Consider the following 24207-nt stretch of genomic DNA (forward strand, 5'->3'; position numbering starts at 1 on the left):
CATGCCGCAAGGGCGGGAGTTAGTGCAAGACCAGTTGTGAAACAGCCTCTAGTGAGTCATTGCCTGCCGTTAGCAGAATTCGTTTCTCTACTGACGGCAAAAGATTGCTCGTTTGCTACAGGTTGTGGGGAGTGGTAGTTTGGAATGTAGAAAGTGGCCATCCGGAGTTTTCTATCCGCGGCCCTATATGGTCGGCAAACTTTGATCCGTCCGGTGGACGCATCGTTTCCGCTGGTTGGCATAATCACCTCGAAATTCACGATGCGCACAGCGGTAGGCGAGTCCATCGACTGATTGGCCATACGCATCACGTCACCGACGCTGTCTTTTCCTCCGATGGCGAGAGATTGATCTCGGCAAGCCACGACCATTCAATCATCGTTTGGAACACTTCGACGGGGCAAGAGTTACTTTCCCTACGCGCTCACGAAGCTCCCATAAATATACCAATCATCACGCCTAGCGACCGTCACCTCGTCACACTTGGCTTGGACGGCAAGGGATACATTTGGAACGCTATCCCTTGGAACGGGAGGGAATGACTTTTCCAGCGGAGTTATGCTCTATCTGCCTCACAGCCATTTACAATCATGGAAATTCGCCTCCAAATCACCGCCGGCCCGCACGCCGGCAAGGAGTTCGCCTTCGACCGGCACGACACGTTCCTCGTCGGCCGGACGAAGGACGCCCACCTCCGACTCAGCTACGACGACCCCTACTTCTCCCGCCGCCACTTCCTCATCGAGGTCAACCCGCCCCGCTGCCGCGTCATCGACCTCGACAGCCGCAACGGCATCCGCGTCAACGGCCAGCGCGTCGAGCAGGCCGAACTCAAGGACCAGGACGAGATTCAGGCCGGCCACACGGTCTTCAAGGTCTGCATCCCGCCGGCCGATCCGGACGCGCAGTTGACGTTCCAAATGACCGAGCCGTACCACCCGGCCGCGGGCGGCGTTCCCACCGTCGTCCACCGCCCGGAGCCGCCGCCCGTGCCGGGGTACGACCTCGGCGAGGAGATCGGCCGCGGCGGGATGGGCGTCGTCCACCGCGGCACGCGGGCCGCCGACGGGCGGGCGGTCGCCGTGAAAGTCATTTCCGTGGCCGCGGGCGTTCAGCAGCGGCAGGTGGACCGCTTCCTCCGCGAGGCCCGCCTGCTGTCGCAGCTCCGCCACCCGAACGTGGCCCGGTTCATCGACAGCGGCGGGCAGGCCCCGTGGATTTATTTGGTCATGGAACTCGTGGACGGGCCGAACGCCGGGCAGGTCCTCCAGGACAAGGGGCCGTGGAAGGTCTCGCTCGGCGTGCGGCTCGTGTGCCAGATGCTGTCCGCCCTGGCGCACGCCCACGGGCGGGGGATCGTCCACCGGGACGTGAAGCCGACGAACGTGCTGCTCGGCGGCCGCAAGGGGAAGCGGGTGGTGAAGCTCGCGGACTTCGGCCTGGCCCGCGCCTACGACGACTGCAAGCTCAGCGGCCTCACGTTCCAGGGCGAGGTCGGCGGCACCCCGGCGTACATGGCCCCGGAGCAGGTCACGCACTACCGCGACGTGAAGCCCGCGGCCGACCAGTACTCGGCCGCGGCGACCCTCTACCAACTCCTGACCGGCCACTACCCGCACGACCTGCCGAAGAACGTGAGCAAGCAACTCGCCCACATCATCAGCACCGATCCCGTGCCGATCCTGACCCGCGGCGTCCCCCTACCGCCGGCGATCGCGCCGGTGATCCACCGGGCGTTTGCCCGCGAACCGGGCGACCGCTTCCCGGACGTGACGGCGTTCCGCGAGGCGTTACTCCCGTTCGCGACGTAGTTCGTCCGTTGACCCCCGCCCGCCGGTCGCCTACCATCGGAACCTCTCCCTCGGAGTACGCCCGATGCCGACCGTGACTTGTCCGCTCTGCGAGGCGACGATGACCGTCGCCGCCGTCGATCCCGGCAAGAAGCTCCGCTGCACCAGCTGCGACGAGCGGTTCACTCCCACCGAGGTCGTCGAGGACGCCGACGATTCGCCGAGCGGCGGCGACGGGTCGGTGACGGTCGCACAAGGAATGAAGCTCTACCGCGCGTTCCGGGCCGGGCACGACCTACTCTTACTCCACGTCGGCGACGCCAAGCAGGACCTCTCCGCCGCCGACCTGCGGACGTGGACGACCGACAACTGGAAGGCCCGCATCCGCCGGTTCGTCTGGCTCAAGTGCGTCCTCCCGGCCGCCGCCGGCCTCGCGCTCGTCGGGTTCAGCGTCGGCCAGTTCGCGGCCACGTTCGGCGGCGACGAGATCGACCCGCTCTACGTCGCCGGGCCGGTGGTACTCGTGCTGCTCGTCCTCGGCCTCGTCATCCTGCAGCGGGTCCGCACCACGAAGGCGTTCGTCACGCGGTCGGCCGAACTCGACGCCATGCCCACCGACGAGCGGCTCGACCTCGCGGAGAAGAAGCCGAACCTCTTCTTCCCGGAAGAGAAGCTCGACACGGTCCGCGTCGTCCGCGACACCCGTGACAATTTGAAGGCCGCGAAGTGGCTGCTCGTCGTGACCGACACGAAGCGGAACGAGGCGAAGTTCGAGCTGCTGTCGAAGGGGGACCGCGCCGCCGTCGGCCCGGCGCTCGGCGACCTGGTCGAAGGCTACGTCGCCCCGCCGAAGAAGCCGAAGCGGGAGGAGCGGGCGGAGCCGGCGGCCGTTTCGACGGACGACTGGTTCTTCGCGCTCGTCGCCGACCCGAGCGGGCCGATCGGCTACCGAATTTACCCGACGGAGAAGGAGCTGCTGCTCGTCCACACCGGCGGGCAGTCGCGGACGACGGACGCGAAGCAGGCGATGCTCGTCGGCTTCGGCACGGCCGCCGGGATCGTCGTGGCGTGCGCCGCGTTCTGGCTCTACTGGTCCGGCGTGGTCGCGCAGAACCCCGTCGCGAAGGGCCTCGGCGGTATCGTACACTGGCTCGCCTGCCTCGGCGGGCTGATCGCCGTCGCGTTCCTGACGGCCTACGCCTTGAACGCCCGAACCGTCGCCCGCCGCGAGGAGGAGCTGGACGGCCTGACGCCGGACGAGCTGCGGCAGGAGATGGCCGGCGAGCCGCGGAACCTGGCGCTGCCGGTCCGCGACATCGACGACGGCCTGTTGGACGCGACCGGCCCGGACGCGAAGCTGACGCTGGAGGACCGCGACGGCGTCCGCCGCCGGTTCTACCTGGTGGACGCCGAGGACGTGAAGGCCGCGCGGCGGGTGTGCAAGGCTCTGTTCGACGGCATCGTGCGGATACGGGGGAAGAAGAAGGGGTAGCCGCTCACCCGCCCCCCGGCAGCCGCCGGGCGAGTTCGCGAATCTCGTCTCGGAGCGCGGCCACCTCGTCCCGCAGGGCGGTCAGCTCGCCGGCCCCGGCGACCTCGGCGTCGGCGTTCGCCGCGTCCCGGCCGACGAAGTACGTCGCCAGCGTCGCCGTCACGTACCCGAACACGGCGAACGCGTACAGCGCCAGGAACACGCACAGCACCCGCCCCTCGGCCGTCTGCGGCCAGTACTGCGACCCCATCGTCGTCATCACCATCGCCGTCCACCACAGGGCCTCGCCGTAGTTCGTCAGCCCGCCGGGGCTGTCCTTCTCGAACGCGTACATCCCGGCCGCCCCGGCGAACGTGACGAGGACGGTCAGCGCGGCCACGTACCCGAACCCGCGGCGGCCGAGGCTCGCGCCGAGCGCCTTCATGCCGCGGTTGAGCGAGCTGACGATCCGGACCAGCCGCAGCCCCCGGCCGGCGCGGGCCACCCGCAGCAGCCGGACGGCGCGGGCGATCCGGAACACCCGTAGCGCCGGCACGAGCAGCGACACGGCCGTCAGCCAGTTGCCCTTGAGGTACGTTCCCTTGTCCGGGGCGAGCAGGAATTCGACGGCGAAGTGGAGGACGAAGACGACCCAGATGGCGGTGCCGAGGACCTCGAAGAGGGCGGTCTCGCCCCACCCGAGTTCGAGGACGAGGAGGCCGAGCCAGACGAACGCGAGGACGAGCATTGGCGTCTCGAGCCACCGCTGGAGGCGGTCGAGCAGCTCCCGCCGCTCGTCGGCGACGGCCGCGCGGGTGTCCGGCGTGGTGGTCGTGTCGGTCATCGCGGGTGGTCCCGTCGGCCCCTCGGTCGTGTCGAAGGGAGACCGGCAAGACCGGGGCCGTTTGGGGAGGGAAACCCGACGATGGCTGGGAAGAAGATGCGATCGGTGGCTACTCGATGACGTGGAGGACGAACAGTTCCTCGACGCTGACGGCGTGCTCGCCGCCCTCTCCGTGGAACACGGCCCCGCGTTCGACCTCGGCGGTCAACCACGAGGGCTTGCAGGTATCATGTCCGGTTAAGCACATACTATTCGCGAGGAAACGCCTCATGCATTGACCGGGGCCGCACCCGTCGCCCGGACGCCACGTCCCGGATGAAGCCCAGGACCGTGGCCGTCACCGGGTCGGCCGGGTCGCGCTCAGCCGCTTCGGTCACACACCGGACGGCCTCGGGGTCGTTGCCCGCCAGGCAGTGGGCAAGCGCCAGGTTGCACACTAGTCCTGGGTCGTCCGGGTTGGACGCCACGGCCGCCCGGCAGTAGGCCAGCGCGTCCTCGACCCGGCCGAGGTCCAACGCCGCGATCCCCGCCTCCCGTGCCACGTCCGGCTGGTCCGGCTTCAGGGCGTGTGACTTGCTAAACCACGCAAGCGCCTTCTCTTGGTCGCCGAGCCGCTGGTGAATTTTGCCGATCGCCCACATGGACGACCACCCCTCCGGGTTGATCCCCAGCGCACGCTCGAAGCACCGAACGGCGCGGGTAAGTCGCCAGCGAGTGTACCAACCGGGCGGCCCCGACGGCTCCGCGTCGTGAAGCACGACCCGGCCCTTCATCAGCGCCCACCCTTTTTCGATGAGTGCGTTATGCCGGTCGGTTACCGCTCGAGTGAATCCCCGCACAGCAATCCCTCTACGGGCGCTACCGAGGTATTGAAGACTCTACCCCGGCCAACCCGAACATGTGTATTGAAACGACAGCTTCATTGTTCGACAGCTTCCCGACCCAACGGACGAGGAGAAACCAACCGACGAGCAGGGTGAAGCGGCACTCGCCCCTCGGAAGGACTCTCGCAAAATATAACTTGGCATCCGTTCACTGAATCTTACGGTCCCGTATCGCCCGCGCTCCGAGGTCACGCCATGCCCGCGACCGCGCTGCCGCACGTACCCGCCGACCCGCTCGCGGAAATGGTCCGCTGCCGCGCGCTGCCCTACGGCCCGGACCCGGTCGCCGCCGAGCGGGCGGCACGCGCCATCTTCGCGATGGAGACGGAACGCCTCCGGTCCGGGCGGTCGGTGGAAGAAATGACCGCGGCCTCAACCCTTCTCGAACCGACCCCGTCACGCGATCCGCAGGCCGCGGCAAGTGTCCTCGTAGGTGGCGTCCAGCTCCAGCGGGACCCGCGCCTCGTCCGTCAGCCACAGGGGGAGCGTCGGCAGCGGCGACCCGACGGCCAGGGCGTGCTCCCACGCCTCCACCCGCCACCGGCCGCGGGCGGTCCGGCGGCGGCACGTTACGGCGTAGATCGGGCGGGCGGCCGTCGCCGGTGGGGCGGCCCCGAGCCGGGCGGCGAGGTCGGCATAGAGGTTGGCCGACCGCGCCGTCACCACGTCCACGATCGTGACGCACACGTCCTGCTGCAACAGGGCGTGGCACTTCGACACGAACGCCTCCCGGCTGTCGGGCCGGTCCTTGTTGCCGGGGCTGACCAGCTCGACGGCCGCCACCAGCGTCCGGCCGTGCCGCACGTCGTACACGCGGACCTCGTACTCCGGCGGGGCCGGCTCCTCGGTCTCCAGCAGCAACGTCGGGCTGTCGGGTTGCCAGGCGGCCGCCGTCCCGTTGTCGGTCGTCGCACCCGAGCCGACGCGGCCCTCGTTCTCGAACGTGGCGATGTCGATCTCGACCGCCTGCCCGACGTGAACGCGGACGCCGCTGCGGTACTCCGGTGGCAGGATCGCGTTCAGTCGGAACGCGATCGTGCCGGGCCACGCCCCGTGGAGCTCTTCCCACGATGCGAAGTCGGCCAGCGGACCGTGAAAGTGGTCGCGCAACGGCATAACGGTCCCCCTTGGTTCGACTCACCCTTTCTCGAACAGCGCCGCGACGAACCCGTCCGGGTCGAACGGCTCCAGGTCCTCCATCTGCTCGCCGACGCCCACGAACTTCACCGGCAGCCCGACCTTCTGCTTGATCGCGAACACCGCCCCGCCCTTCGCCGTGCCGTCCAGCTTCGACAGCATGATCCCCGTACACTTCACCGCCTTCGAGAACTGCTCCGCCTGCGCCACCGCGTTCTGCCCGGTCGTCGCGTCCAGCACCAGGAACACCTCGTGCGGCGCGCCGGGGATTTGCTTCGTCACCACCCGGTGAATCTTCTCCAGCTCCCGCATCAGGTGCGTCTGCGTGTGCAGCCGGCCGGCCGTGTCCACGATGAGAACGTCGAAGCCCTTCGCCTTCGCCTTCTCGCACGCGTCGTGGGCGACGGCCGCCGGGTCGGACCCCTGCTGCTGCTTGACGATCTCGCACCCGATCCGCCCGGCCCACACCGTCAACTGCTCGACGGCCGCCGCCCGGAACGTGTCGCACGCCGCCACGACAACTTTCTTGCCTTCGCCTTGCAGCCGGTTGGCGAGCTTCGCGATGGACGTGGTTTTGCCGGACCCGTTGACGCCGGCGATCATGATGACCGTCGGCCCACTCGCCGCGTACCGGACGCCCTCGCTCGGGTCGGCGAGCAGGTCGCGGAGCTTCTTCTTGACGAACTGCCACACGTCGTCGCCGACGACGCGGTCCTTGTAGTCTTTCCGCAAGCCCTCGACGATGTCTGTCGCGGCGGCCGTGCCCACGTCGGCGAGGAGGAGTTGCTCTTCGAGCTTGTGAAGGAAGTCCTTATCCACCCGGTGCTCGCCGGTGAACAGACTGGTGATGCCGGTGAAGGCGTTGCGGGTCTTGGCGAGGCCCTTCTTGATCTTGGTGAACAGCCGACCGAGCATGGCGGACCTTCAAAGGTAAGGGGTGACGGTCATTCTACGGTCCGGCGGGCCGGCGGTTGCCCGGCCCCGGCGGGCGCATACGATAAACTGACTAACGGATTGGCGGGGTCGTGCCGGTTCTCCGAGGGACGCCGATGAAGACGGACGAAGAAAACAGGCTGGAGAAGAACGAACTCGCCGAACGGCTCAAGGCCCTCGCCGCGAAGGCCAAGGGCGGGCAGGTCGGGAACGTCCGGTTCGTCGTGCTGCTGCTCGTCCTCGCCGCCGCCGTCGGCGGGTGGTGGTACCTCCGCGGGTCGAACAAGCGGTCCGAGGCCGACATGTGGCGGACCTACGACTCGCTCGCCGGGGCGGAAGCGTACGAGAAGTTCGCCGACGGGCACGCGAACACCGTCGCCGGGCGGGCGGCCCGGCTGCAACAGGCCCGCGTCCTGCTCGGCCAGGGCGTTCAGGAGCTGACGACGACGGCGTTCGACGCCGAGGCCCGCAAGAAGACGGTCGAGAAGGTCGAGCAGGCCCGCGACCTGTTCGCGAAGCTGGCCGACGAGTTCAAGGACGACCTGACGCTAAAGGCGCAGAGCCTCGACGGCGCGGCGCGGGCGGAGCTGGCCCTCGTCGGCGTCCCGAAGACCGAGGGGTCGCTGGCGAACGACTACCGCGGCAGCGTGAAGAAGGCGGCCGAGTTCTACCGGGCGTACGCGAAGGCGGTCGGCGAATCGACCAAACCCGGCGAGGCGGCGGCGCAGAAGGCGGCCGACCTGGAGGCGAAGGAGGCCGAGGTCCAGACGCTCGGCAGCAGCCTGAACTCGCAGTTCGCGCCGAAGAAGTTCGAGGAGCCGAAGGCCCCCGGCGCGCTGACGCCGCCGGCGGCGGCCGCGCCGATCCCGCCGCCGACCGTCCCCGGCATCCCGGCCGCCCCGCCGGGCGAGAAGAAGTAACCCGCCGCGGCCGGCGACCGGGCACGGGCGGGGACGCCCGTGCTTTTTTTGTTCCGCGGACCCCGGCGAACGGCACGGCGTAAGCGTGCCGGTTTCGCCCGCCGCGGCCCTCACCGGCACGCTTACGCCGTGCCGTTCGCCGTCGTGTGACCATGTCCGACGCCGTTGACGACGACCTGCTCGACGACCCGCCGCCGACGCTGCGGCGCGGGCAGGACCCCATCGAACTGGTCGTGAAGATCAAGGCCGAGGGGATGCGGCTCGACCATTACCTGCACCTGCACTTCCAGGACTTCAGCCGGTCCGACCTGCAGGACGGCATCCGGTCCGGGGCGATCACCGTCAACGGCAAGCCGACGAAGCCCAGCCACAAGGTCCGCAGCGACGACAAGCTGAGCGTCGTCCTTCCGGAGCCGGCGTACCCGACCCCGGCCCCGGAGAACATCCCGCTCGAAATCCTCTACGACGACGAGTTCCTGGCGGTCGTGAACAAGCCGTGGAACATGGTCGTCCACCCGGCGAAGGGGAACTGGTCCGGCACGCTCGTGAACGCCTTGCAGTTCCACTTCAAGGAGGCGCTGTCGAACGTGAACGGCACGCACCGGCCGGGGATCGTGCATCGCCTCGACAAAGACACCAGCGGCGTCATCCTCGTCGGCAAGGAGGAGCACACGCACCGCGAGTTGGCCGGCATGTTCGAGCACCGGAAGATGTTCAAGGAGTACGTCGCCCTGTGCGGCGGGGAGTTGGACCGGGACAGCGACTACATCGAGGCCGCGATGAAGATGCACCCGCACGACCGGCTGAAGCAGGTCGTCTCGAAGGACGCCGACGCGAAGGAGGCCGTGAGCTACTACGAGGTGATGGAGCGGTTCCGCGGGTTCACGCTCGTGAAGGTGCAGCCGAAGACCGGCCGGACGCACCAGATCCGCGTCCACCTGGCGCACGTCGGTTGCCCGGTGCTGGCGGACAAGCTGTACGGCGGGCGGAGTTCGTTCAAACTGTCGGACGTGGTGCCGACCCCGGGCGAGGACGAGGTGCTGCTGGAGCGGCAGGCGCTGCACGCCTTCCGGCTGCGGTTCAAGCACCCGCGGACCGGGAACTGGCTGGAGGTGGAGGCCCCGCTCCCGCCGGACATGCGGCGGACGCTGGAGGCGCTCCGCGCGCACCGGCCGGCGCGGTGACTCTTTCGGGATTGGGCGTCGTCATGACCGCACGCAAGATTTCCGTCTACGGGCTGGGCCTCTTCCTCCTTTTGAGCGCCGCCGACTTCGCGCTGACGGCGGCGCTCATCCTGAACAAGCCGGGGGCCTACGAGGCGAACCCGGTGGCGGCCGCGTGGCTGGACAAGTACGGGTGGCGGGGGCTGGCCGGGTTCAAGACGCTGTCCGTGTTAGTCGTGGCCGTGGCGCTGGGTATGGTCTCGTGGCGGCGGCCGCGGTACGGGGCGGCGTGCGTCGTCGTCGCGTGCCTGGCGTTGCTCGCGGTGGCGGTGTACAGCCGGTACCTGATGACGCTCCCGGACCCGCCACGGCCGCCGATCCCCCAGGTCGTCGGGTGACTTACCATGTCCGAACCCTTCCCGGTCGAGAACCGCGCGAGCCTCCCGCCCGCCGCCTTCGCGGAGCTTTCGGCGGTCGTTTCCAAGCACACGTCGATCAAGCACGCCCTCGACTGGCTGCTCGGCATGTCGCCGCCGGTCCCGCCGGCCGACGCGCTGGCGCAGGACGAGTTCAGCCACGACGTGGCGTTCCCGTACCCGGCCGGGTGCTGGCTGGTGTACGACTGCACCTGATTCGGCGTGGTGACGGCGGTCGCCGTCTGGGACCATCGGCCGACGGCCGACGAGCTGCTCGACGCGCGGGTGGCCCGCGGGTGGCGGCCCGTGCCGACGGAACTGAAGGCGGGCAAGACGATCCTCGGCCACGCCGCGTGCCGCGTATGGGCCTGACTTCCGAAGTCCGGCTTCGACTTCGGAAGTCGAAGGGTAACGGGTGCGTACTCTGCTCTCGCAAACGCCACCGCGCGGGATCGACTTCCGAAGTCGAAGCCGGACTTCGGAAGTCGGGATTTCTACAACACCCCCCATGCCACCCACCGCCGCGCCCTCGGCCCCGCGGGCGTTCCTCGCCCTCGTGCGGCTCACGTTCCTCCGGCACTGGCGGATCCGGACCGTCGCCTGGGTGACCGTCGGCCTCGTCGCCCTCACCGCCACCGCCATCGCCGTGTTCACCCACGGCCCGGTCGGGTGGCGGGTCGAGAACCGCCCCGTCCTCGTCGCCGACCACAAGACCGACGGCGCGGTCCGCATGACGTACCGGCAGTACGCGGCCGAGCGGCTGCCGCTGTACATCCTCTACCCCGGCCCGCCGGACCAGTTCGCCGTCAAGGCCGCGACGATGGGCGCGACCCAGTGGCTGATGCTCAGCCCAGACCCGGACGCGGCCAAGTTCCGTGACGACTACGCATTCCTCCGGTTCTCCCGGTGGGTCGTATTCGGCCTGTTCCTCGGGTTCGTGATGCCGCTGTTCACGCTCGCGTATGCGTCCGGCGCGATCGGCGCGGAGCGGGAGGGGCGGACGCTCATCTGGCTGGCGACCCGGCCGCTGCCGCGAGGTGGCGTCTACCTGGCGAAGTTCCTCGGCGTCCTGCCGTGGTGCGTGGTCGTGTCCGTGCTCGGGTTCGCGGCCGTCTGCTTCGCCGGCGGGGAAATCGGCCGGGCGGCGTTCCGCGTCTACCTCCCGGCGGTCGCCGCCGGCACGGTCGGCCTGTCCGCCCTGTTCCACCTGATCGGCGCGGTCTTCCGCCGGCCGGCGGTCGTCGGGCTGGTGTACGTCTTCTTTTTCGAGACGCTGGTCGCGAACCTGCCGGGGAGTTTGAAGCGTCTGAGCTTGAACTACTACGTCCGGTCCATGATGTACAATGAAGCGTCCGCCGTCGCGATTGTGCCCGAGGACCAGCTCGACGTGTACGACCCGGTGTCGCCTCAGACGGCGTGGGTCGTGCTGATGCTGGCGTCGGCCGCGCTCACCGCGGTCGGGATGTGGTGGTTCGCGAGGTTGGAGCCGCGGGACGAGATTTAAAACCGTCGTCCGTGATCGGTGAATTGTTTCGGAGTCTGTTGGTACTGCCTTTTTCGCCGGCGGAGGCTTCAGCGATGAGTCGCAACGCTGTGCGGTGGTCGCGTCTAGTACTCGTTATCGCCGGCGTGGGAGCAATCACCGTCGGGTTGTTTCGCGGCTGGTTTGACACCTCGGCCCCCACGGAGCGGACCTTGACGAAGGCGCTCGCGGGCGTCGATCGCATCCGCGTCCGCTCGGGCGGTACATGTCACCGAGACGTCGAGACGGAACGAACCCTCTTCGAGGAAACGGACCCGGCTAAGATCGCGACCGTCATTCACGACATCCGCATCGACACCGCGAAAAGTGGTTTTCATTGCATGTGTTGTGGCGATCCGAGCATCGAGTTCTACCGCGGCGAAGAATTGGTCGTGACACTGGGATACCATCACGGCCGCAGTGTCCGATGGCGTGAAGGGTGGCGTGGTGATGGCTTGATGACGACGGACAGCGCGGCAGCCATGAACTCGTGGCTCGTCGCACACGGAGTGCAGTCAAAGGCCGGCGACTGGTAGGGCCGGACCGGTAGTTTGAGAACTCTTCTCCAAAGACGATGACCCATGACCAATGACGTCCAGGACCAGCCGCCGCTGCACGGGTACCGCGGGGCGGCCCCGACGCCGAGCCTGACCCGGCCGCGGGGGATGACGGTCGCCATCAGCCGCGAGGTCGGGGCACGGGGCGGGAGCATCGCCCGGCGGGTGGCGGAGCGGCTCGGGTGGCAGCAGTTCCACCAGGATACGCTCGACTTCCTCACCCGCGACCCGGTCGCGAGGGCGGAACTCGACGCCGAGCTGCCGGCCGGGGCGCGGGAGTGGGCCGAGTTCCAGCTCGCCCGGCTCGTCACGAAGAAGGCCATCGCCCCGGACGCGGCGGCGAGGGAGACGGTCGCGCTGCTGCTGGCGCTGGCGGCCCGCGGGGAGGCGGTGATCGTCGGCCGCGGGGCCGGTTTCGTGCTGCCGGCGAAGACGACGCTGCACGTCCGGATCGTCGCGCCGCTGGAGGACCGGATCGCGTACATGGCCGACTGGCTGCGGCTCTCCCCGACCGAGGCGGCCGCGGAACTGGCCAGCCGGGACGCCCAGCGGACGAAGTACCTGGAGCACTTCACGACGCCGACGGCCGACGCGACGGCGTTCGACCTGGTGCTGAACTCGAAGCGGCTGGGCGTCGAGGCGTCCGCCGCGCTGATCGAGCACGCCGTCCGCGACCGGTACGTCGAGGACGACCCCGACCCGGAATCGCCGGACGCGGCGTGAGAATGTTTGGCGAACGGCACGGCGTAAGCGTGCCGGTGGGGGTCGCCGCGGCTTCCACCGGCACGCTTACGCCGTGCCGTTCGCCAAACCCGAACCCACTCCCCACAAGGTCGTGATGGCCGCGTTCGACGACTTCCACGCCGCCGCCGGCCGTCTCTCGCCGAAGGCGGCCGTCGTCCTCGGGTCCGGCCTCGGACCCGTCGTCGAACGCATGACGGTCGCCGCCGAGGTGAAATTCGCGGACGTGCCCGGCTTGGCCGCGCCGACCGTCCACGGCCACGGCGGGCGGGTCATCGCCGGGACGTGGGCCGGCGTGCCGGTGCTGGTTTTTCAGGGCCGGATGCACTTCTACGAGGGCCACACCTGGGAGCGGGCGACGGCCGCCGTGCGGCTCGCGGCCGAGTTGGGCGTGACGCGGCTGGTCCTGACGAACGCGGCCGGCGGCATCCGCGACGACCTCAACCCCGGCGACCTCATGGCGATCCGCGGGCACGTCAAGCTGCTCGACGCCGCGGCGTGGAAGCGGGTCGCCGAATCGCGTGAACCTGGACTTCCGAAGTCCGGCTTCGACTTCGGAAGTCGATCCCCCGCGGGAACTTTCGTGGCGGACGATGTTGGCCCTGTTGCCGACCCGACTTCCGAAGTCGAAGCCGGACTTCGGAAGTCTGCCCCGTACGCCCCATCGCTGCTCGCGGTCCTTCAACGATCCCTGCCGGCCGGCGTGTACGCGGCGCTCACCGGGCCGACCTACGAGACGCCCGCCGAGATTCGCGCCCTCCGCGCGATGGGGGCCGACGCCGTCGGCATGTCCACGGCCATGGAGGCGGAAGCCGCCGCGAACCTCGGCCTCGAAGTCGCCGCGATCTCGTGCATTACGAACAAGGCCGCGGGCCTTTCCTCGGCCGCGCTCGCACATTCCGAGGTCGCGGAGGTCGCGGGCCGGGCGGACGTGGTGACCCGGCTGGCGAACCTGTTAGACCGGCTGGTCGTAGAAGGTATTCCGAGATGTTCTTGAATCCGCGGCCGTCTCGGTTTACCGTGATGAAACGCCCGCCGACCCGCGTAGGACCCGGCTCATGAGTACCGACACCAAGGCAGCCCAACTCGCCAACGAATACTTCCAGGTGAAGCGGCACGGCGACATGGCCGTGCTCGTGCCGTCGCCGGAGGTCGAGCACCTGCCGGACACGACCATCAACACGGCCGCGCAGATGGTCCTGGCCCCCTTGAAGGAAGACCCGCCCACGAACCTGATCGTGGACCTGACCGGGGTGCGGTACTTCGGGTCGGCGTTCATCGCGTTCCTGCTCCGTTGCCACCTGCCGGTGAAGCAGCAGGGCGGCGAACTCGTACTGGCCGGCGTCAACGACCGCGTCCGCGAGCTGCTGAAGACGACGGCCCTCGACACGCTCTGGGCGCTGTACACGACCCGGCAGGAGGCGATGGACGCCCTCGGCGGGTCTGACTGACCGTGGGGTCCCTTCGCCTGTTGCCGCGGGCCGACCTCGTCAAGACCGGGCCGGTCGATCACGCCGACTGGAACTACAAACTTCACCTCGCCTGGGTCAGCCGGGCGCGGCTCCGCATGGTCGTGCGGATGCTTCCCACCCGCGTCAACCGCCTCCTCGAAATCGGCTACGGCAGCGGCGTCCTGATGCCGGAACTGGCCGCCCGGTGCGCCGAACTGCACGGCATCGACCCACACTCTCATCACGAAGAAGTTGCGGCCAAGCTGCGGGCGCACGGCGTCGCCGCGACGCTCGTGAGCGGCACGGCCGAGCGGTTGCCGTACCCGGACGGCCACTTCGACCACGTCGTGTCGGTCAGCGCCCTCGAGTTCGTCCCGAACGCGGACGCGGCGTGCCGCGAGGTCGCGCGGGTGCTGGCCCCGGCCGGCCGGTTCGTCGTCGTGACGCCGGGGCACTCGAAGCTGGTCGATCTGGGGCTGAAGCTATTGACCGGCGCGAGCGCCACGGCCGACTACGGCGACAGGCGGCAGCAACTGTTGCCGACGCTGTTCGAACACTTCCGGCCGCTGCGGCGGTCGGCGTTCCCGTCGCTGGTCGGCCGCGCCGTGCCGCTCTACCGGGCGTTCGAGTTCGTGCGGAAGTAGCCGAGCCGAATGACGCGCCGCGAGGCGGTTTCAAAACCTGGGACCGCGGGCGTCCCGCCCGCCACGGCCCCGGCCGCTCAAGACTGGCCCCCGTGTCGTGGAGGTGGGCGGGCGGGACGCCCGCGGTCCCAGGGGGCCGTCCGGTCGTGAATCGCTCCCGAGTTAACGTTACTTAACGACCCGCTGGCCGGGAACGATGAGTACGAGGTGAAGAACCCGTGACGGGCCGGGTTTTCGGGGTTTCCCGATTTTTCGCGAAAATGCCGCGCACGTCCGCTTCTCACTTGAATCCCATCTATACTCGTGCGTAACCTGGAATGCAGTAAACCGCCCGCGGCCCGGTCCCGACGACCGGCCGCGGGTTCCAGGACGACAGAGGCCGACCCCGGATGATCCGGCCGGGACTGGTGCTGGTATGACCGATCGGCCCCCCCCGGCGGGGACCGCGCCCGCGACACGGCCCCCTCTCCGTATTGCCGACGTTTTCCCGGACCGGCCCCGCGAGTGCCACGACGCATTGCTCACGACCGCCACCCCGTCCGGGCCTCCCGCCCGCTTGAACCCCCCGCCGGTCCTGGCCCCCCCCCACGACCCGTTCGACGTTTCACCGCCCGCGGCCGCCTTCGACTCCCCGGCGGCGGCCCACCTGCTCGCGGCCGCCGTCGGATGCCCGGACCGGTTCCTGGTCGCCGCCCCGCCGGGGCGGGCCCGCGACCGGCTCGTGACCGCCCTGGCCGACGAGTTGTGCGGCCGCGGCGAGCGGTTGCTGCTGCTGGCCGACACGGCCGGGGGCGCGAACCGGGAAGTCGAGGCGTTGCTCCGCAAGGGCGTCGCCGTCGTCCGGGCGACGGCGGCTGGGGAAGTTGCGGAAGACATGCCGGCGGCGGTGGCGGCGGTTACCTCGGGGGCCCTCGGGCCGGGCCGGGTCGAGGACCTGCGGCGGCGGCTCGCGGACACGGCCCGCGACCTCGCCGCGAAGCTCGACCGCTGGGCCGCGGCCGCCGAAACCTGGGAGAAACTGTCGGCCGCCCTCGCGCGGGGCGGCGAGGCGGACGCGATCCGGGCCGCCGAGGCCGCGAAGGCACAAGTCGCCCTCCCGCAACTTCGGCAAGAATTGGCTGAACTCGCACCGATGGTTGAGGCGAAGAAATCCGGGCGGGTGTTCTCGCGGGCGTTCTGGCGGGCGGCGTTCACCGGCGACGTGCAGGCGCGGGTGGGCGAACTCGAGGCCCGGATCCGCGACGCGGAGCGCACGGCCGGCGGGATCGACCTCACGCCGCTGCCGAAGAGGCTCGCCGCGGCGGACGACACGCCCCCGTTCGCCGGGCTGTGCGACGCGCTCGCCGCGGCCGGGCTGACGCCCCCCGCGGCCGCGACGCCCGAAGCGGTGGCCGCCGCCCGCGACCAGGCCGACGCCGCCCGCCGCGAGGCCGAGGAGGCGTTGACCCTCGCCCGGAAAACGCTCACCGAACTCGAATCCGACCCGGCCGCGGCGGCCGTACAGTTGTTAAATCGGGCCGCGGCGGTCGTGGGACCGCGGGCGGCCGTTTCCGATCCGGCCGTGACGAGTGGCCGATTCGATCGTATCCTGATTGAGGGTGCCGAGTCCGTGACCCGAACCGACTGGGACGCCCTGGCGTCCGTTTCCGACCGGCTGATCCTGGTCGGCGACTTCGACCCGCACCCCGAACCCCCTTCCGCGAACGGCAAGCCGCACACGAACGGTACGTACCCGACCACCACCTCTTCCGCACGCGAGTTCTGGCGAATGGCTCACCGACCCCTCTGGCTCCGCACCGACGACCGGCTCATCGCCCGTTTGGCCACGGTCCTTTCCGACACCACCCGCGAGCCGCTGGCCGACCGGCCGGAGGTCGAGCTGCTGTTCGGCGTCTCGCCGGACGGCGAGTACGTGCTGGCCGAGGTCGCGTTCCCGGACACGATGGGCGTGGCGGCGGCGAAGGCGTTCGTCGCGACCGACCTCGGCGAGGTGCAACTCGTCCCGCTCGGCCCGGCCCGGTGGCACGCGGACCAACTGCTCGTGACGTGGCCGCTGTTGGAGTCGCAGACCGAGAGCGTGTGGATCGACGTGGCGGACGGCGTCCGCGAGCAGGTCGTGCCGATGGACGGCCTGCCGGCGACGGCGGCGGTGGAGTTCGACGCGGCGAAGTGGACCCGCGAATCGGCCGAGGCGTGGGTGGCGGAGAAGACGCGGGCCGCGCGCTCCCGCCGCACGGCGGTGCTGCCGGCGGAGCCGGCGCTGGCGTAAGCCTTCCTCAACTCTCAACGGCGAGCGTCACGGCGTGAGTGTGACGTGTCTCCGAACGGCAACGACGGGTTTCGTAGAACCCTGAGCGGAAGCGACGGGGTGTTGCGCAACACCCCGTCGCTTCCGCTCAGGGTTCTACAAGAGGCGGAATCCTGATCCCGCGTGGTTCGAGACACGTGACGCTCGCCGTTGCGTCGGCCGGACGCGAATCTTACTTCCCCTCGTCCTTCATCAGCTTCGCCAGCCGCTCGGCCAGCTCTTCCTCGGCCGTCGGCGTCCACGCGAACTCCGGCGGCGGCTTGAACCCGCCCTCCGCGTTGAAGCTCGCCGTCGGGACCGGGTGAAGCGACACCAGCCCCAACGACTGCGCCTTGTGCCGCAACTCGAACCCGCTCAGCCCGGCGACCTCCGCGAAGTCGAACATCCCCGGCGCGAACACCGTCGGGCCGTCCGTCACCAACACGGCCTGCTCCGCCTGCACCGCCGCGTCCGGGGCCGCCGGCTGGCCGACGGCCTTCAGCGTGATCCACCCGGCCATCCCCGGCTGGTTGCTGCACACGACGAAGCACGGGCCGATCCGCCCGGCTTCCGCGCCCGGCGGCGGGGCGTGCCGGACGAACCGCAGCGCCCCGGCCTTGTCCGCCACCACGAACCGCGTGTCCGACAGCCGCAGCGACTGCACGAACTTCGCCCCGGTCACCGCCTGCACCCGCAGCGTCGTCAGCTCGCGGGTCCCGGCGTACCACGTCGCCGTGTACGTCCCGGATCGGCGCGGCGGCTTCGGCGGCGACGCCGTGAGGAGGACTTCCTTCCCCCGCAACTGCGAACTCGTCAGCGGGACCGGCACGACCTGTTCCGCGACGGTGCGGTCCGACCGGAACACGACCCGCAGCCCGACCTGCGCGAGCGGCACGAGGGCCGTCGGCGACGTTAACACGATTGCCGTGGTCAGCCCCTTACACTGGCTGGCCACGAACGTCTGGGCCGCGACGCACCGGTCGGCGATCTGCACCGTCGCCGTCGGGTTCGCCACGGCCAAGTTCGTGAGGAAGTCGTCCTGGCTAAGAACGGGGAGAGTGATCTCAGAGAGCAGCCGGTTCCGCCAGAGGAGTTCGGCCCGCGCGGTGTACGCCGGGACCGGCAGCCGGAACGTGAGCCGGTAGCGGTGCGGGTCGCGGTCGTCCTTGCGGAGCGCCTCCGGCTGGGCCGGGTCGAGGCCGGGGATGCGGAGCAGGTAGTCGGCCTTCTGCCGGGCGGCGGCCGGGAGGCGGAGCAACACCTCGACGACGACGGCGTCCGCCGACGCGGGGACCGGCAGCTCGTACAGCACGAGGCCGGCCGATTCGTAGCGAACGTGGATGGCCTGCGACCCCGGACGCCCGCGGGCCGCCGGGAGGAGGTCATTCATGAGCCAACCGAGTGAGCGCCTGATCGAGTGCCACATCGAGTCCCTCCCCGGCGGCGGGCACCGGGACGGCCGAACAGACTAGACACGAGAGGTTCTTTTCGACCCGCAGCCGGTGGGCGCGGTACGGCTCGTCGAACACGCCGGGCACGCGGGCGAGCGTCAGCAGCACCGACGTGACCCCCGGCGGCCCGGCGAGCAGGTCGAGCGTGCGGAGCGCGTGCAACGACGCGACGGCGGAAATGCTCGCCTTGTTCGCGGGAATCGTCGTCTCGGCGATGGCCCCGTTCGGGTTCGCGTAGTCCGGGGCGGGGGCCGGCGGGGTGTCGGCCGGGCCGTCGCGCCGCAGGTGGCTGGCGACGCACCCGTAGCACGGGCCGTCCGGGTGGAACGCGTGGACCCACCCGCCGATGCCGCCGGCCAGCACCTCGCCGAGCGTCCACGGCTTGCCGTGCTGCCGCATGAGGTGGTCGAAGTGGAACTTCGCGACCTCGTTATCGACGGCGCACACGCCCACGTCGCACGCGGCGACGGCGGCGCGGATCGCGTCTTGCTTCGTCGGGTCGCACAGATCGACGGCGAGGACATCGACCGCGAGGTCCGGGCGGAGCTGCTTCACCCACTCGGCGGCGAGTTCGACCTTGAGCCGCCCGACGGCCGCCGGCGGGAACAGGTGGCGGTGGACGTTGTGCTTCTCGTAAACGTCCGGCTCGACGAGCGTGATTCGCGAGACGCGGTCGTCGCGCGCCAGCAGGTCGAGGGCGACGATGCCGCCGCTCCCGACGCCGACCTGGAAGAGGTGTTTCGCCATCACCCCCATCGTACCCTGGAGGGGGCCGAAAGTCAGCGACGACGTTTCTTCCACCCACACCTCGTTAACTCTTGCCCAAAATCAGGTCCAACACCCAACATCCTTTGACGTGCGGCCCTTCGCTTCGCAAGTGGTTCAAGAGGTCGGCGTTCTCACAACCGGCATCCTGCAGGGCGTCGGCCAGGATCGGAAGCCGATCAAACGCCTTGTCGTCGTAAATGCCCTGTGCGAGGGCGAAGGCGGTTGAGGAGAGCCAGGAGGGATCGATGGCGACGGGCCGGAAGGGGTTGCCGATAATTTCACGAACGAGGGCGGCTTGTTTTGGCTCAACCTCCTCTATCAATCCGTCAATTGCGTAGCTAACCGAGTACAACACCACATCGCCCCGCGGATCATATGGCTCCGATGACTCGTCAATGTTGGCCGCAGCGGCGAGGTAAGCGGAGATGGCCTGATCTTCGGAGAAGGCCGAGAATCCAAGACAATCGTCCACCGCAACGTACCCTGCTTCATGAGCTGCGAGCAATTCACCTTCGGTGGCCCGGCCGTCGGCAAATCGTTCCGCAACTTCTACGGCGGTTCGGCTGCGAGCATCCTGTAGTCCGTCCCATATTCTTCGGCAACACGCCACGGCGAGGAGACGCACCTTTCGGTCGCTCACTTCCCCTTTCAAAAACCCCAGCATCCGCGTCGGATCGGTCGCCGTCAGCCATTCCGCTTCCGTCATCGTCGTACCCCAGAATTTCAAGCCCTTCCCGTCTGATATGCGAGGTGGAAATGTCTCCGGCACAGCGACACGTACCGGTCGTTGCCGCCGATCTCGACCTGCCGGCCCTCCCGCTCGACCGCGCCGTCCGGCGACACGCGGACCACCATCGTCGCCTTCTTCCCGCAGTGGCAGATCGTCTTCAGCTCGGACAGCGTGTCGGCCCACGCCAGGAGCGCGGCGCTGCCGGGGAAGAGTTCGCCGCGGAAGTCGGTGCGGATGCCGTAGCACATGACGGGGACATTTGCCTCGTCCACGACGCGGGCGAGCTGCCGGACCTGGTCCTTCGTCAGGAACTGGGCCTCGTCCACGAGGACGCAGTGCGGCGGGGCGGCGGAACAGACGTGCCAGAAGTCGGTGTCGGCCTCGAACGGCGCGGCCTCGGTGTCGATGCCGATGCGGGAACTGACGCGGGCCGGGCGGCCGTCGAGGCGGAACGTGAACACCAGCGTCGTCATGCCCCGCTCGGCGTAGTTGTACGCCGCCTGGAGCAGGGCCGTGGACTTCCCGGCGTTCATGGTGGAGTAGTAGAAGAACAGCTTCGCCATCCGCCCGGCCTCCGAAGGTGGCGGCATGGTAGCCGACGGGAGGACGGCGTGTCGAGGTCGGCGCTACTTCGCCTCCGGCAGCGGCCACTCGCCGGTGTCGTGCCAAATTTCGTAGCACGCCAGCCACCGCCACGCCGCCTGCACCGCGAAGATGCACGTGAACTTCGCCGGGTCCCACCGGCTCGTGTTCCGCGTCGAACCCTGCCGCCACAGGCAGAGCGTCTGGCCTTCCAACAGGTGCGGGCAGTGCTTCAACGGCGTGAGGACGCGGGTCTCCGGCGGCACCGTCGGGTAGCTCGACAGCAGCCGCGTTTCGACCGCGTAGACGTTGTGCGTCGGCTTGAGGTGGTAGTGCAAAACGAGCGCCCCGGCCGCCCGCAGAACGCGGATGCGGAACTCCGGGTCGCGGCCCTCGTTGTACTTCTCAATGACCGGCAAATCGACGGACAGCAGCCGCCGCTTGCCGAGTTCGGTGTCGAGCAGGCCCATGGCAGGGGTCAGGAATCAGGGGTCAGGAGTCAGGGGTCAGTGCCCGCGGAAAGGCGCGATGTATGAAGGGAAGATTTCTTCCTGACCCCCGACTCCTGCCTCCTGACCACTGCTTCAGTAGTGGCACGGGACCGACTTGATCGCGGTGATGACTTCCTCGTCCGGCACCTCGTCGGTCGTGCCGAGGAAGCTGGTGTCCTTGCGGTCGAGTAGCAGGACGCGGTTGCCCTCCGCGTTGCCCCGCAGGGCGGTGACGAGTTGACGACGTTCCAATTCGCTGAGCGGTCGGAAGTCCATGGTGGATACCCTCCCCTTCGGGCGATCTCTCCGAATCGGCGAACGTCGCCGATTGAGTCCCGAAACGACACCCCGGCCGCGCGGCCGAGGGTGATTCCTCAAAGTAGTAGGCACACTCCGTGTGCCGTTTGCTGTCGGTCGCGGCGACTCGGGCGAACGCCCCGCGACTCGGACGAACTCACCGCCACCGGCGGGAGACGGCACACGGAGTGTGCCTACTACTATTTCGCCAGTTCCGCCAGGAGCAGGTACACGCCCTGGTCCGGCTCCGTTCCCGCGGGCAGGTCGGCCTGGAACACGTCCCCGCCCGCCACGTAAATGAACCGCACGCTCTTCGTTGTCACTAATAGGCGGATCGCCTGTCCCGTTTCCGCCAGCGGCACATCGACGGCCAGCGTCGGCGATTCGGTCCCGCTCACGACTGCAAATCGCACGCCGGTCTGCTGCCTCGCGAGCCGATCGAGGCGAACCGCGTGGGCCTCGATCACCGGCCACACCGGGCGGAGCGGCGTCGCCAGGTCCGGGCCGAGGGTCAGTTCCGTCGCGACCGGGTGGTACGCCGCGTCGCCGTCCGTCAGCGTGTACCAGTCGAACCGCAGGTCCCGTAACTTCTGCACGTGCGGCTTCGGGTGCTCGCCGATGTTCGCGTCGCCGGGCCGGTCGTCCACCGTGCCGATGGCGAAGACGCCTTGCTTGCCGCGGAGCCGCTTTACCCACTCGCGGTCGCCGCGGAGGTCGCCGCCGCTCGGGTGGCGGAGCGTGCCGGGGTGCGTGTGGACGACGCCCAAGAGCGTCAGCCGGCGGTCGTCCTGCCGGACGATCCGGCTGGCCAGAGCCTGGGCCTCGGTGTTGAACCGGACGTGCTCCTCGCCGGCGTCCCGGTCCGCCCCGGCCGGCAGCGTCGCGACCACGACGGCCGCGTCCGCCTCCCGCAGGCCCAGCAGCACCCACCCGGTCTCCTCCGCCCCACGGTCGGTCGCGCGGTGGGCGGCGTACTCGCCGAACAGCGTCCGGCTCACCTCGTCCGTCAGCACCACGCGGGCCAGCGGGCCGTACCGCGTCGGGTCGGGCCGCGGGTCGGGCCGGCGGTCCGGCGGGCGGGTGGTGGTCGCCGCCCACTGCCGGACGTGATCGGCCGTCGTGCGGATGAAGTCCTTCCACGCGCTCGTGGTCGCTCTCCGATGGTCGTTCGCGGTGTGGGGAGGAAGTGGAGGCCGCGTCGCCGGTCCTGGCGTCGGATCGGTGGCCGGTCCCCGAACGTCAACTGCACTATACCCGCACGGTTTCGGCAACTCTAGTGGAAATGAGTCCACCACGGCCGTGTGTCGGATTTTCGCCGTGCGTCGCCGCGAATCGCGGGTACACTAGTGCCCTGTGTTTCCCCCTCCCGCGGAGATACTCCCCGTGTCGCGATTCCTGTCGCTCGCCCTCGTCGCGGTCGTGGCGTCGGCCACCCTCGCCCAGTCGCCCGCGATCCCGCCGGACCTGGAGAACTACGTCAAGAAGCCGGAACCCGATTACAAGTGGACCTTCCAGAAGAAGGACGAGTCCGACGCCGGCGCGGTCTACCTCTACCGCCTCGTGTCGCAGAAGTGGCACGACGAACTCTGGGAACACGATCTACAAGTGTTCGTGCCGAAGGAGGCGACGGACAAGTCGTCGATGGTCATCCTGAACACCGGCGGCGCGGCCGGCGGCGGCACGACGGCCCTCGGCCTGGAGATCGCCCGCCGCGTCAAGTACCCGGTCGCGGTGCTGTTCCAGATTCCGAAGCAGCCGCTGTACGGCGGGAAGAAGGAGGACGCGCTGATCGCCGAGACGTTCGTGCGGTTCCTCGAAACGAAAGACAGCTCGTGGCCCCTGCTCTTCCCGATGGCGAAGAGCGTGGTCAAGGCGATGGACGCGCTGCAGGAGATCGGCAAGAAGGAATGGAACGTCGAGGTGAAGCACTTCGTCATCACCGGCGCGTCGAAGCGGGGGTGGACGAGCTGGCTGACGGCCGCGACCGGCGACAAGCGGGTGAAGGCCATCGCGCCACTCGTCATCGACACGCTGAACTTCCAGAAGCAGATGCCGCACCAGTTCAAGTCGTTCGGCAAGTACAGCGAGCAGATTCACGACTACGAGGAGCGGAAGCTGCTGCCGCTGCCGGACACGGACGACGCCCGGCGGCTGTGGGCGATGGTGGACCCGTGGGTCTACCGCGACCGGCTGACGCTGCCGAAGTTGCTCGTCCACGGCACGAACGACCCGTACTGGGCGCAGGACGCGCTGAACCAGTACTGGGACGACCTGAAGGGGGACAAGTGGGTGCTGTACGTGCCGAACGCCGGCCACGACCTGCGGCCGCAGGACCAGCCGAACCAGCCGGGGGCGAAGAAGGACGTGTTCCCGCTGAAGGCGATCGACACGCTCGGGGCGTACTCGCGGCTGATCCTGTCGGACAAGAAGCTGCCGAAGGTCGAGTGGAAGGACGCGGGCGTGAAGAACAACTACGCGACGGCCCAGACGCACCTGGGCACGGCCCCGGCGAGCGTGCAGACGTGGACGACCACGTCCGCCACCCGCGACTTCCGGAAGGCCGTGTGGGTGAAGAACGCGCCGGAGCCGCAGACGCTCATCGCCCGGCCGCCGGGGGCGGGCGACGGCGAGCCGCCGGTGGTGGTGCTGAACCTGCCGGTCCCGGCGAGCGGGTACGCGGCCGGGTTCGTGGAGTTCACGTTCGACCTCGACGGGTCGAAGTTCAACCTCTCGACGCCGATCACGATCGCGGAAGCGAAGAAGTAGTGGGCTGGAATTTCTCACAAGAATTGCAGAAGCACGGCCCCCAAAGCCCGCCCACGACCGTGGGTGGGCTTTCGCGTTCGCACGCGCGGTCGTACTGCGCCCGCGTCGCCCGCCGCCACTACGAGAACTTCACCGTCGCGTCCGTGCTGCTGCCGCGGAAGCTGCTGCCGCACTTCCACGCCGTGTACGCCTACTGCCGGTGGGCCGACGACCTCGCGGACGAGACCGCCGGCGGTGACACCGCGTTGTCACTCCTGGCGTGGTGGCGGCGGGAGCTGCTCTCGATCTACGACGAACGCCCTTCTTCCTCCCTCTCCCCCGGCTTTGCGGGGGAGAGGGCCGGGGTGAGGGGGAAGACGCTC

General features: G+C 69.1%; 28 protein-coding genes. 17 read left to right on the plus strand and 11 right to left on the minus strand.

Features of this window, described 5'->3' with window-relative positions; genetic code table 11:
• Window positions 1-131: 131 nt before the first annotated feature.
• From AC5JJ2_RS21485 to AC5JJ2_RS21495, 3 genes are all read left to right on the plus strand, one after another.
• Window positions 132-542 (plus strand): WD40 repeat domain-containing protein, encoded by a 411-nt coding sequence (locus AC5JJ2_RS21485; protein ID WP_495860084.1) that lies wholly within the window; start codon window positions 132-134, stop codon window positions 540-542.
• A gap of 48 nt (window positions 543-590) precedes the next feature.
• Window positions 591-1811, plus strand: a complete 1221-nt coding sequence (locus AC5JJ2_RS21490; RefSeq protein WP_495860085.1) for a protein kinase domain-containing protein — start codon at window positions 591-593, stop codon at window positions 1809-1811.
• Between the two features lie 64 nt (window positions 1812-1875).
• Window positions 1876-3282: a hypothetical protein gene (locus AC5JJ2_RS21495; protein WP_495860086.1), complete on the plus strand. Its 1407-nt coding sequence runs from the start codon at window positions 1876-1878 to the stop codon at window positions 3280-3282.
• Window positions 3283-3286: 4 nt separating this feature from the next.
• Here the strand turns inward: AC5JJ2_RS21495 and AC5JJ2_RS21500 are convergent, their stop codons facing one another.
• From AC5JJ2_RS21500 to ftsY, 4 genes are all read right to left on the minus strand, one after another.
• Window positions 3287-4105 (minus strand): ion transporter, encoded by an 819-nt coding sequence (locus AC5JJ2_RS21500; RefSeq protein ID WP_495860087.1) that lies wholly within the window; start codon window positions 4103-4105, stop codon window positions 3287-3289.
• Between the two features lie 248 nt (window positions 4106-4353).
• Complete coding sequence (locus AC5JJ2_RS21505) at window positions 4354-4878, minus strand: tetratricopeptide repeat protein (protein ID WP_495860088.1); 525 nt, start codon at window positions 4876-4878, stop codon at window positions 4354-4356.
• 507 nt (window positions 4879-5385) lie between these two features.
• Complete coding sequence (locus tag AC5JJ2_RS21510) at window positions 5386-6105, minus strand: DUF4058 family protein (protein ID WP_495860089.1); 720 nt, start codon at window positions 6103-6105, stop codon at window positions 5386-5388.
• Between the two features lie 21 nt (window positions 6106-6126).
• Window positions 6127-7041: a signal recognition particle-docking protein FtsY gene (gene ftsY / locus AC5JJ2_RS21515; RefSeq protein WP_495860090.1), complete on the minus strand. Its 915-nt coding sequence runs from the start codon at window positions 7039-7041 to the stop codon at window positions 6127-6129.
• A gap of 134 nt (window positions 7042-7175) precedes the next feature.
• Here ftsY and AC5JJ2_RS21520 point away from each other — a divergent pair, with 134 nt between their 5' ends.
• The 12 genes from AC5JJ2_RS21520 to AC5JJ2_RS21575 all read left to right on the plus strand — a co-directional run bounded on the left by AC5JJ2_RS21520 (window position 7176) and on the right by AC5JJ2_RS21575 (window position 16742).
• Window positions 7176-7979 carry a hypothetical protein gene (locus tag AC5JJ2_RS21520; RefSeq protein ID WP_495860091.1) on the plus strand — a complete coding sequence of 268 codons (804 nt, stop codon included), beginning with the start codon at window positions 7176-7178 and terminating at the stop codon, window positions 7977-7979.
• A gap of 152 nt (window positions 7980-8131) precedes the next feature.
• Window positions 8132-9163, plus strand: coding sequence for an RluA family pseudouridine synthase (locus AC5JJ2_RS21525; RefSeq protein ID WP_495860092.1), 1032 nt, complete (start codon window positions 8132-8134; stop codon window positions 9161-9163).
• A gap of 23 nt (window positions 9164-9186) precedes the next feature.
• Window positions 9187-9540: a DUF5658 family protein gene (locus AC5JJ2_RS21530; RefSeq protein WP_495860093.1), complete on the plus strand. Its 354-nt coding sequence runs from the start codon at window positions 9187-9189 to the stop codon at window positions 9538-9540.
• A 6-nt stretch (window positions 9541-9546) separates the two neighbouring features.
• Window positions 9547-9774: a hypothetical protein gene (locus tag AC5JJ2_RS21535; protein WP_495860094.1), complete on the plus strand. Its 228-nt coding sequence runs from the start codon at window positions 9547-9549 to the stop codon at window positions 9772-9774.
• A gap of 9 nt (window positions 9775-9783) precedes the next feature.
• Window positions 9784-9930, plus strand: a complete 147-nt coding sequence (locus AC5JJ2_RS21540; protein WP_495860095.1) for a hypothetical protein — start codon at window positions 9784-9786, stop codon at window positions 9928-9930.
• Window positions 9931-10066: 136 nt separating this feature from the next.
• The gene (locus AC5JJ2_RS21545) at window positions 10067-11062 is read left to right on the plus strand and encodes an ABC transporter permease (protein WP_495860096.1); all 996 of its coding nucleotides are present in this window, start codon (window positions 10067-10069) and stop codon (window positions 11060-11062) included.
• A 74-nt stretch (window positions 11063-11136) separates the two neighbouring features.
• Window positions 11137-11616, plus strand: a complete 480-nt coding sequence (locus tag AC5JJ2_RS21550) for a hypothetical protein (RefSeq protein ID WP_495860097.1) — start codon at window positions 11137-11139, stop codon at window positions 11614-11616.
• A 45-nt stretch (window positions 11617-11661) separates the two neighbouring features.
• Complete coding sequence (locus tag AC5JJ2_RS21555; protein ID WP_495860098.1) at window positions 11662-12360, plus strand: cytidylate kinase-like family protein; 699 nt, start codon at window positions 11662-11664, stop codon at window positions 12358-12360.
• Window positions 12361-12475: 115 nt separating this feature from the next.
• The gene (locus AC5JJ2_RS21560; protein ID WP_495860099.1) at window positions 12476-13375 is read left to right on the plus strand and encodes a purine-nucleoside phosphorylase; all 900 of its coding nucleotides are present in this window, start codon (window positions 12476-12478) and stop codon (window positions 13373-13375) included.
• Between the two features lie 61 nt (window positions 13376-13436).
• Window positions 13437-13829, plus strand: coding sequence for an STAS domain-containing protein (locus tag AC5JJ2_RS21565; protein WP_495860100.1), 393 nt, complete (start codon window positions 13437-13439; stop codon window positions 13827-13829).
• A 2-nt stretch (window positions 13830-13831) separates the two neighbouring features.
• Window positions 13832-14473 carry a class I SAM-dependent methyltransferase gene (locus AC5JJ2_RS21570; RefSeq protein ID WP_495860101.1) on the plus strand — a complete coding sequence of 214 codons (642 nt, stop codon included), beginning with the start codon at window positions 13832-13834 and terminating at the stop codon, window positions 14471-14473.
• Between the two features lie 556 nt (window positions 14474-15029).
• Window positions 15030-16742 (plus strand): hypothetical protein, encoded by a 1713-nt coding sequence (locus tag AC5JJ2_RS21575; RefSeq protein WP_495860102.1) that lies wholly within the window; start codon window positions 15030-15032, stop codon window positions 16740-16742.
• A gap of 211 nt (window positions 16743-16953) precedes the next feature.
• Here the strand turns inward: AC5JJ2_RS21575 and AC5JJ2_RS21580 are convergent, their stop codons facing one another.
• The 7 genes from AC5JJ2_RS21580 to AC5JJ2_RS21610 all read right to left on the minus strand — a co-directional run bounded on the left by AC5JJ2_RS21580 (window position 16954) and on the right by AC5JJ2_RS21610 (window position 22374).
• Entirely contained in the window at window positions 16954-18150 is a 1197-nt protein-coding gene (locus AC5JJ2_RS21580) for a hypothetical protein (RefSeq protein ID WP_495860103.1), read from the minus strand.
• Window positions 18143-18958, minus strand: a complete 816-nt coding sequence (locus AC5JJ2_RS21585) for a HesA/MoeB/ThiF family protein (protein ID WP_495860104.1) — start codon at window positions 18956-18958, stop codon at window positions 18143-18145. Before AC5JJ2_RS21585 ends, AC5JJ2_RS21580 begins: the two co-directional genes overlap by 8 nt.
• Before the next feature lie 64 nt (window positions 18959-19022).
• Entirely contained in the window at window positions 19023-19685 is a 663-nt protein-coding gene (locus AC5JJ2_RS21590; RefSeq protein WP_495860105.1) for a hypothetical protein, read from the minus strand.
• Between the two features lie 17 nt (window positions 19686-19702).
• Window positions 19703-20272: a thymidine kinase gene (locus AC5JJ2_RS21595; RefSeq protein ID WP_495860106.1), complete on the minus strand. Its 570-nt coding sequence runs from the start codon at window positions 20270-20272 to the stop codon at window positions 19703-19705.
• 63 nt (window positions 20273-20335) lie between these two features.
• Window positions 20336-20761 (minus strand): type II CBASS E2 protein, encoded by a 426-nt coding sequence (locus AC5JJ2_RS21600; RefSeq protein ID WP_495860107.1) that lies wholly within the window; start codon window positions 20759-20761, stop codon window positions 20336-20338.
• Between the two features lie 114 nt (window positions 20762-20875).
• The gene (locus AC5JJ2_RS21605) at window positions 20876-21058 is read right to left on the minus strand and encodes a hypothetical protein (RefSeq protein ID WP_495860108.1); all 183 of its coding nucleotides are present in this window, start codon (window positions 21056-21058) and stop codon (window positions 20876-20878) included.
• Between the two features lie 221 nt (window positions 21059-21279).
• Window positions 21280-22374, minus strand: coding sequence for a Mov34/MPN/PAD-1 family protein (locus AC5JJ2_RS21610; RefSeq protein WP_495860109.1), 1095 nt, complete (start codon window positions 22372-22374; stop codon window positions 21280-21282).
• An 88-nt stretch (window positions 22375-22462) separates the two neighbouring features.
• Between AC5JJ2_RS21610 and AC5JJ2_RS21615 the strand changes: the two genes are divergently transcribed.
• Window positions 22463-23845 (plus strand): PhoPQ-activated pathogenicity-related family protein, encoded by a 1383-nt coding sequence (locus AC5JJ2_RS21615; RefSeq protein ID WP_495860110.1) that lies wholly within the window; start codon window positions 22463-22465, stop codon window positions 23843-23845.
• On the plus strand, window positions 23845-24207 hold a 363-nt coding region (locus tag AC5JJ2_RS21620), incomplete at its 3' end, for a squalene/phytoene synthase family protein (RefSeq protein WP_495860111.1). The genes AC5JJ2_RS21615 and AC5JJ2_RS21620, both read left to right, overlap by 1 nt.

Source organism: Limnoglobus sp., from assembly GCF_059499385.1.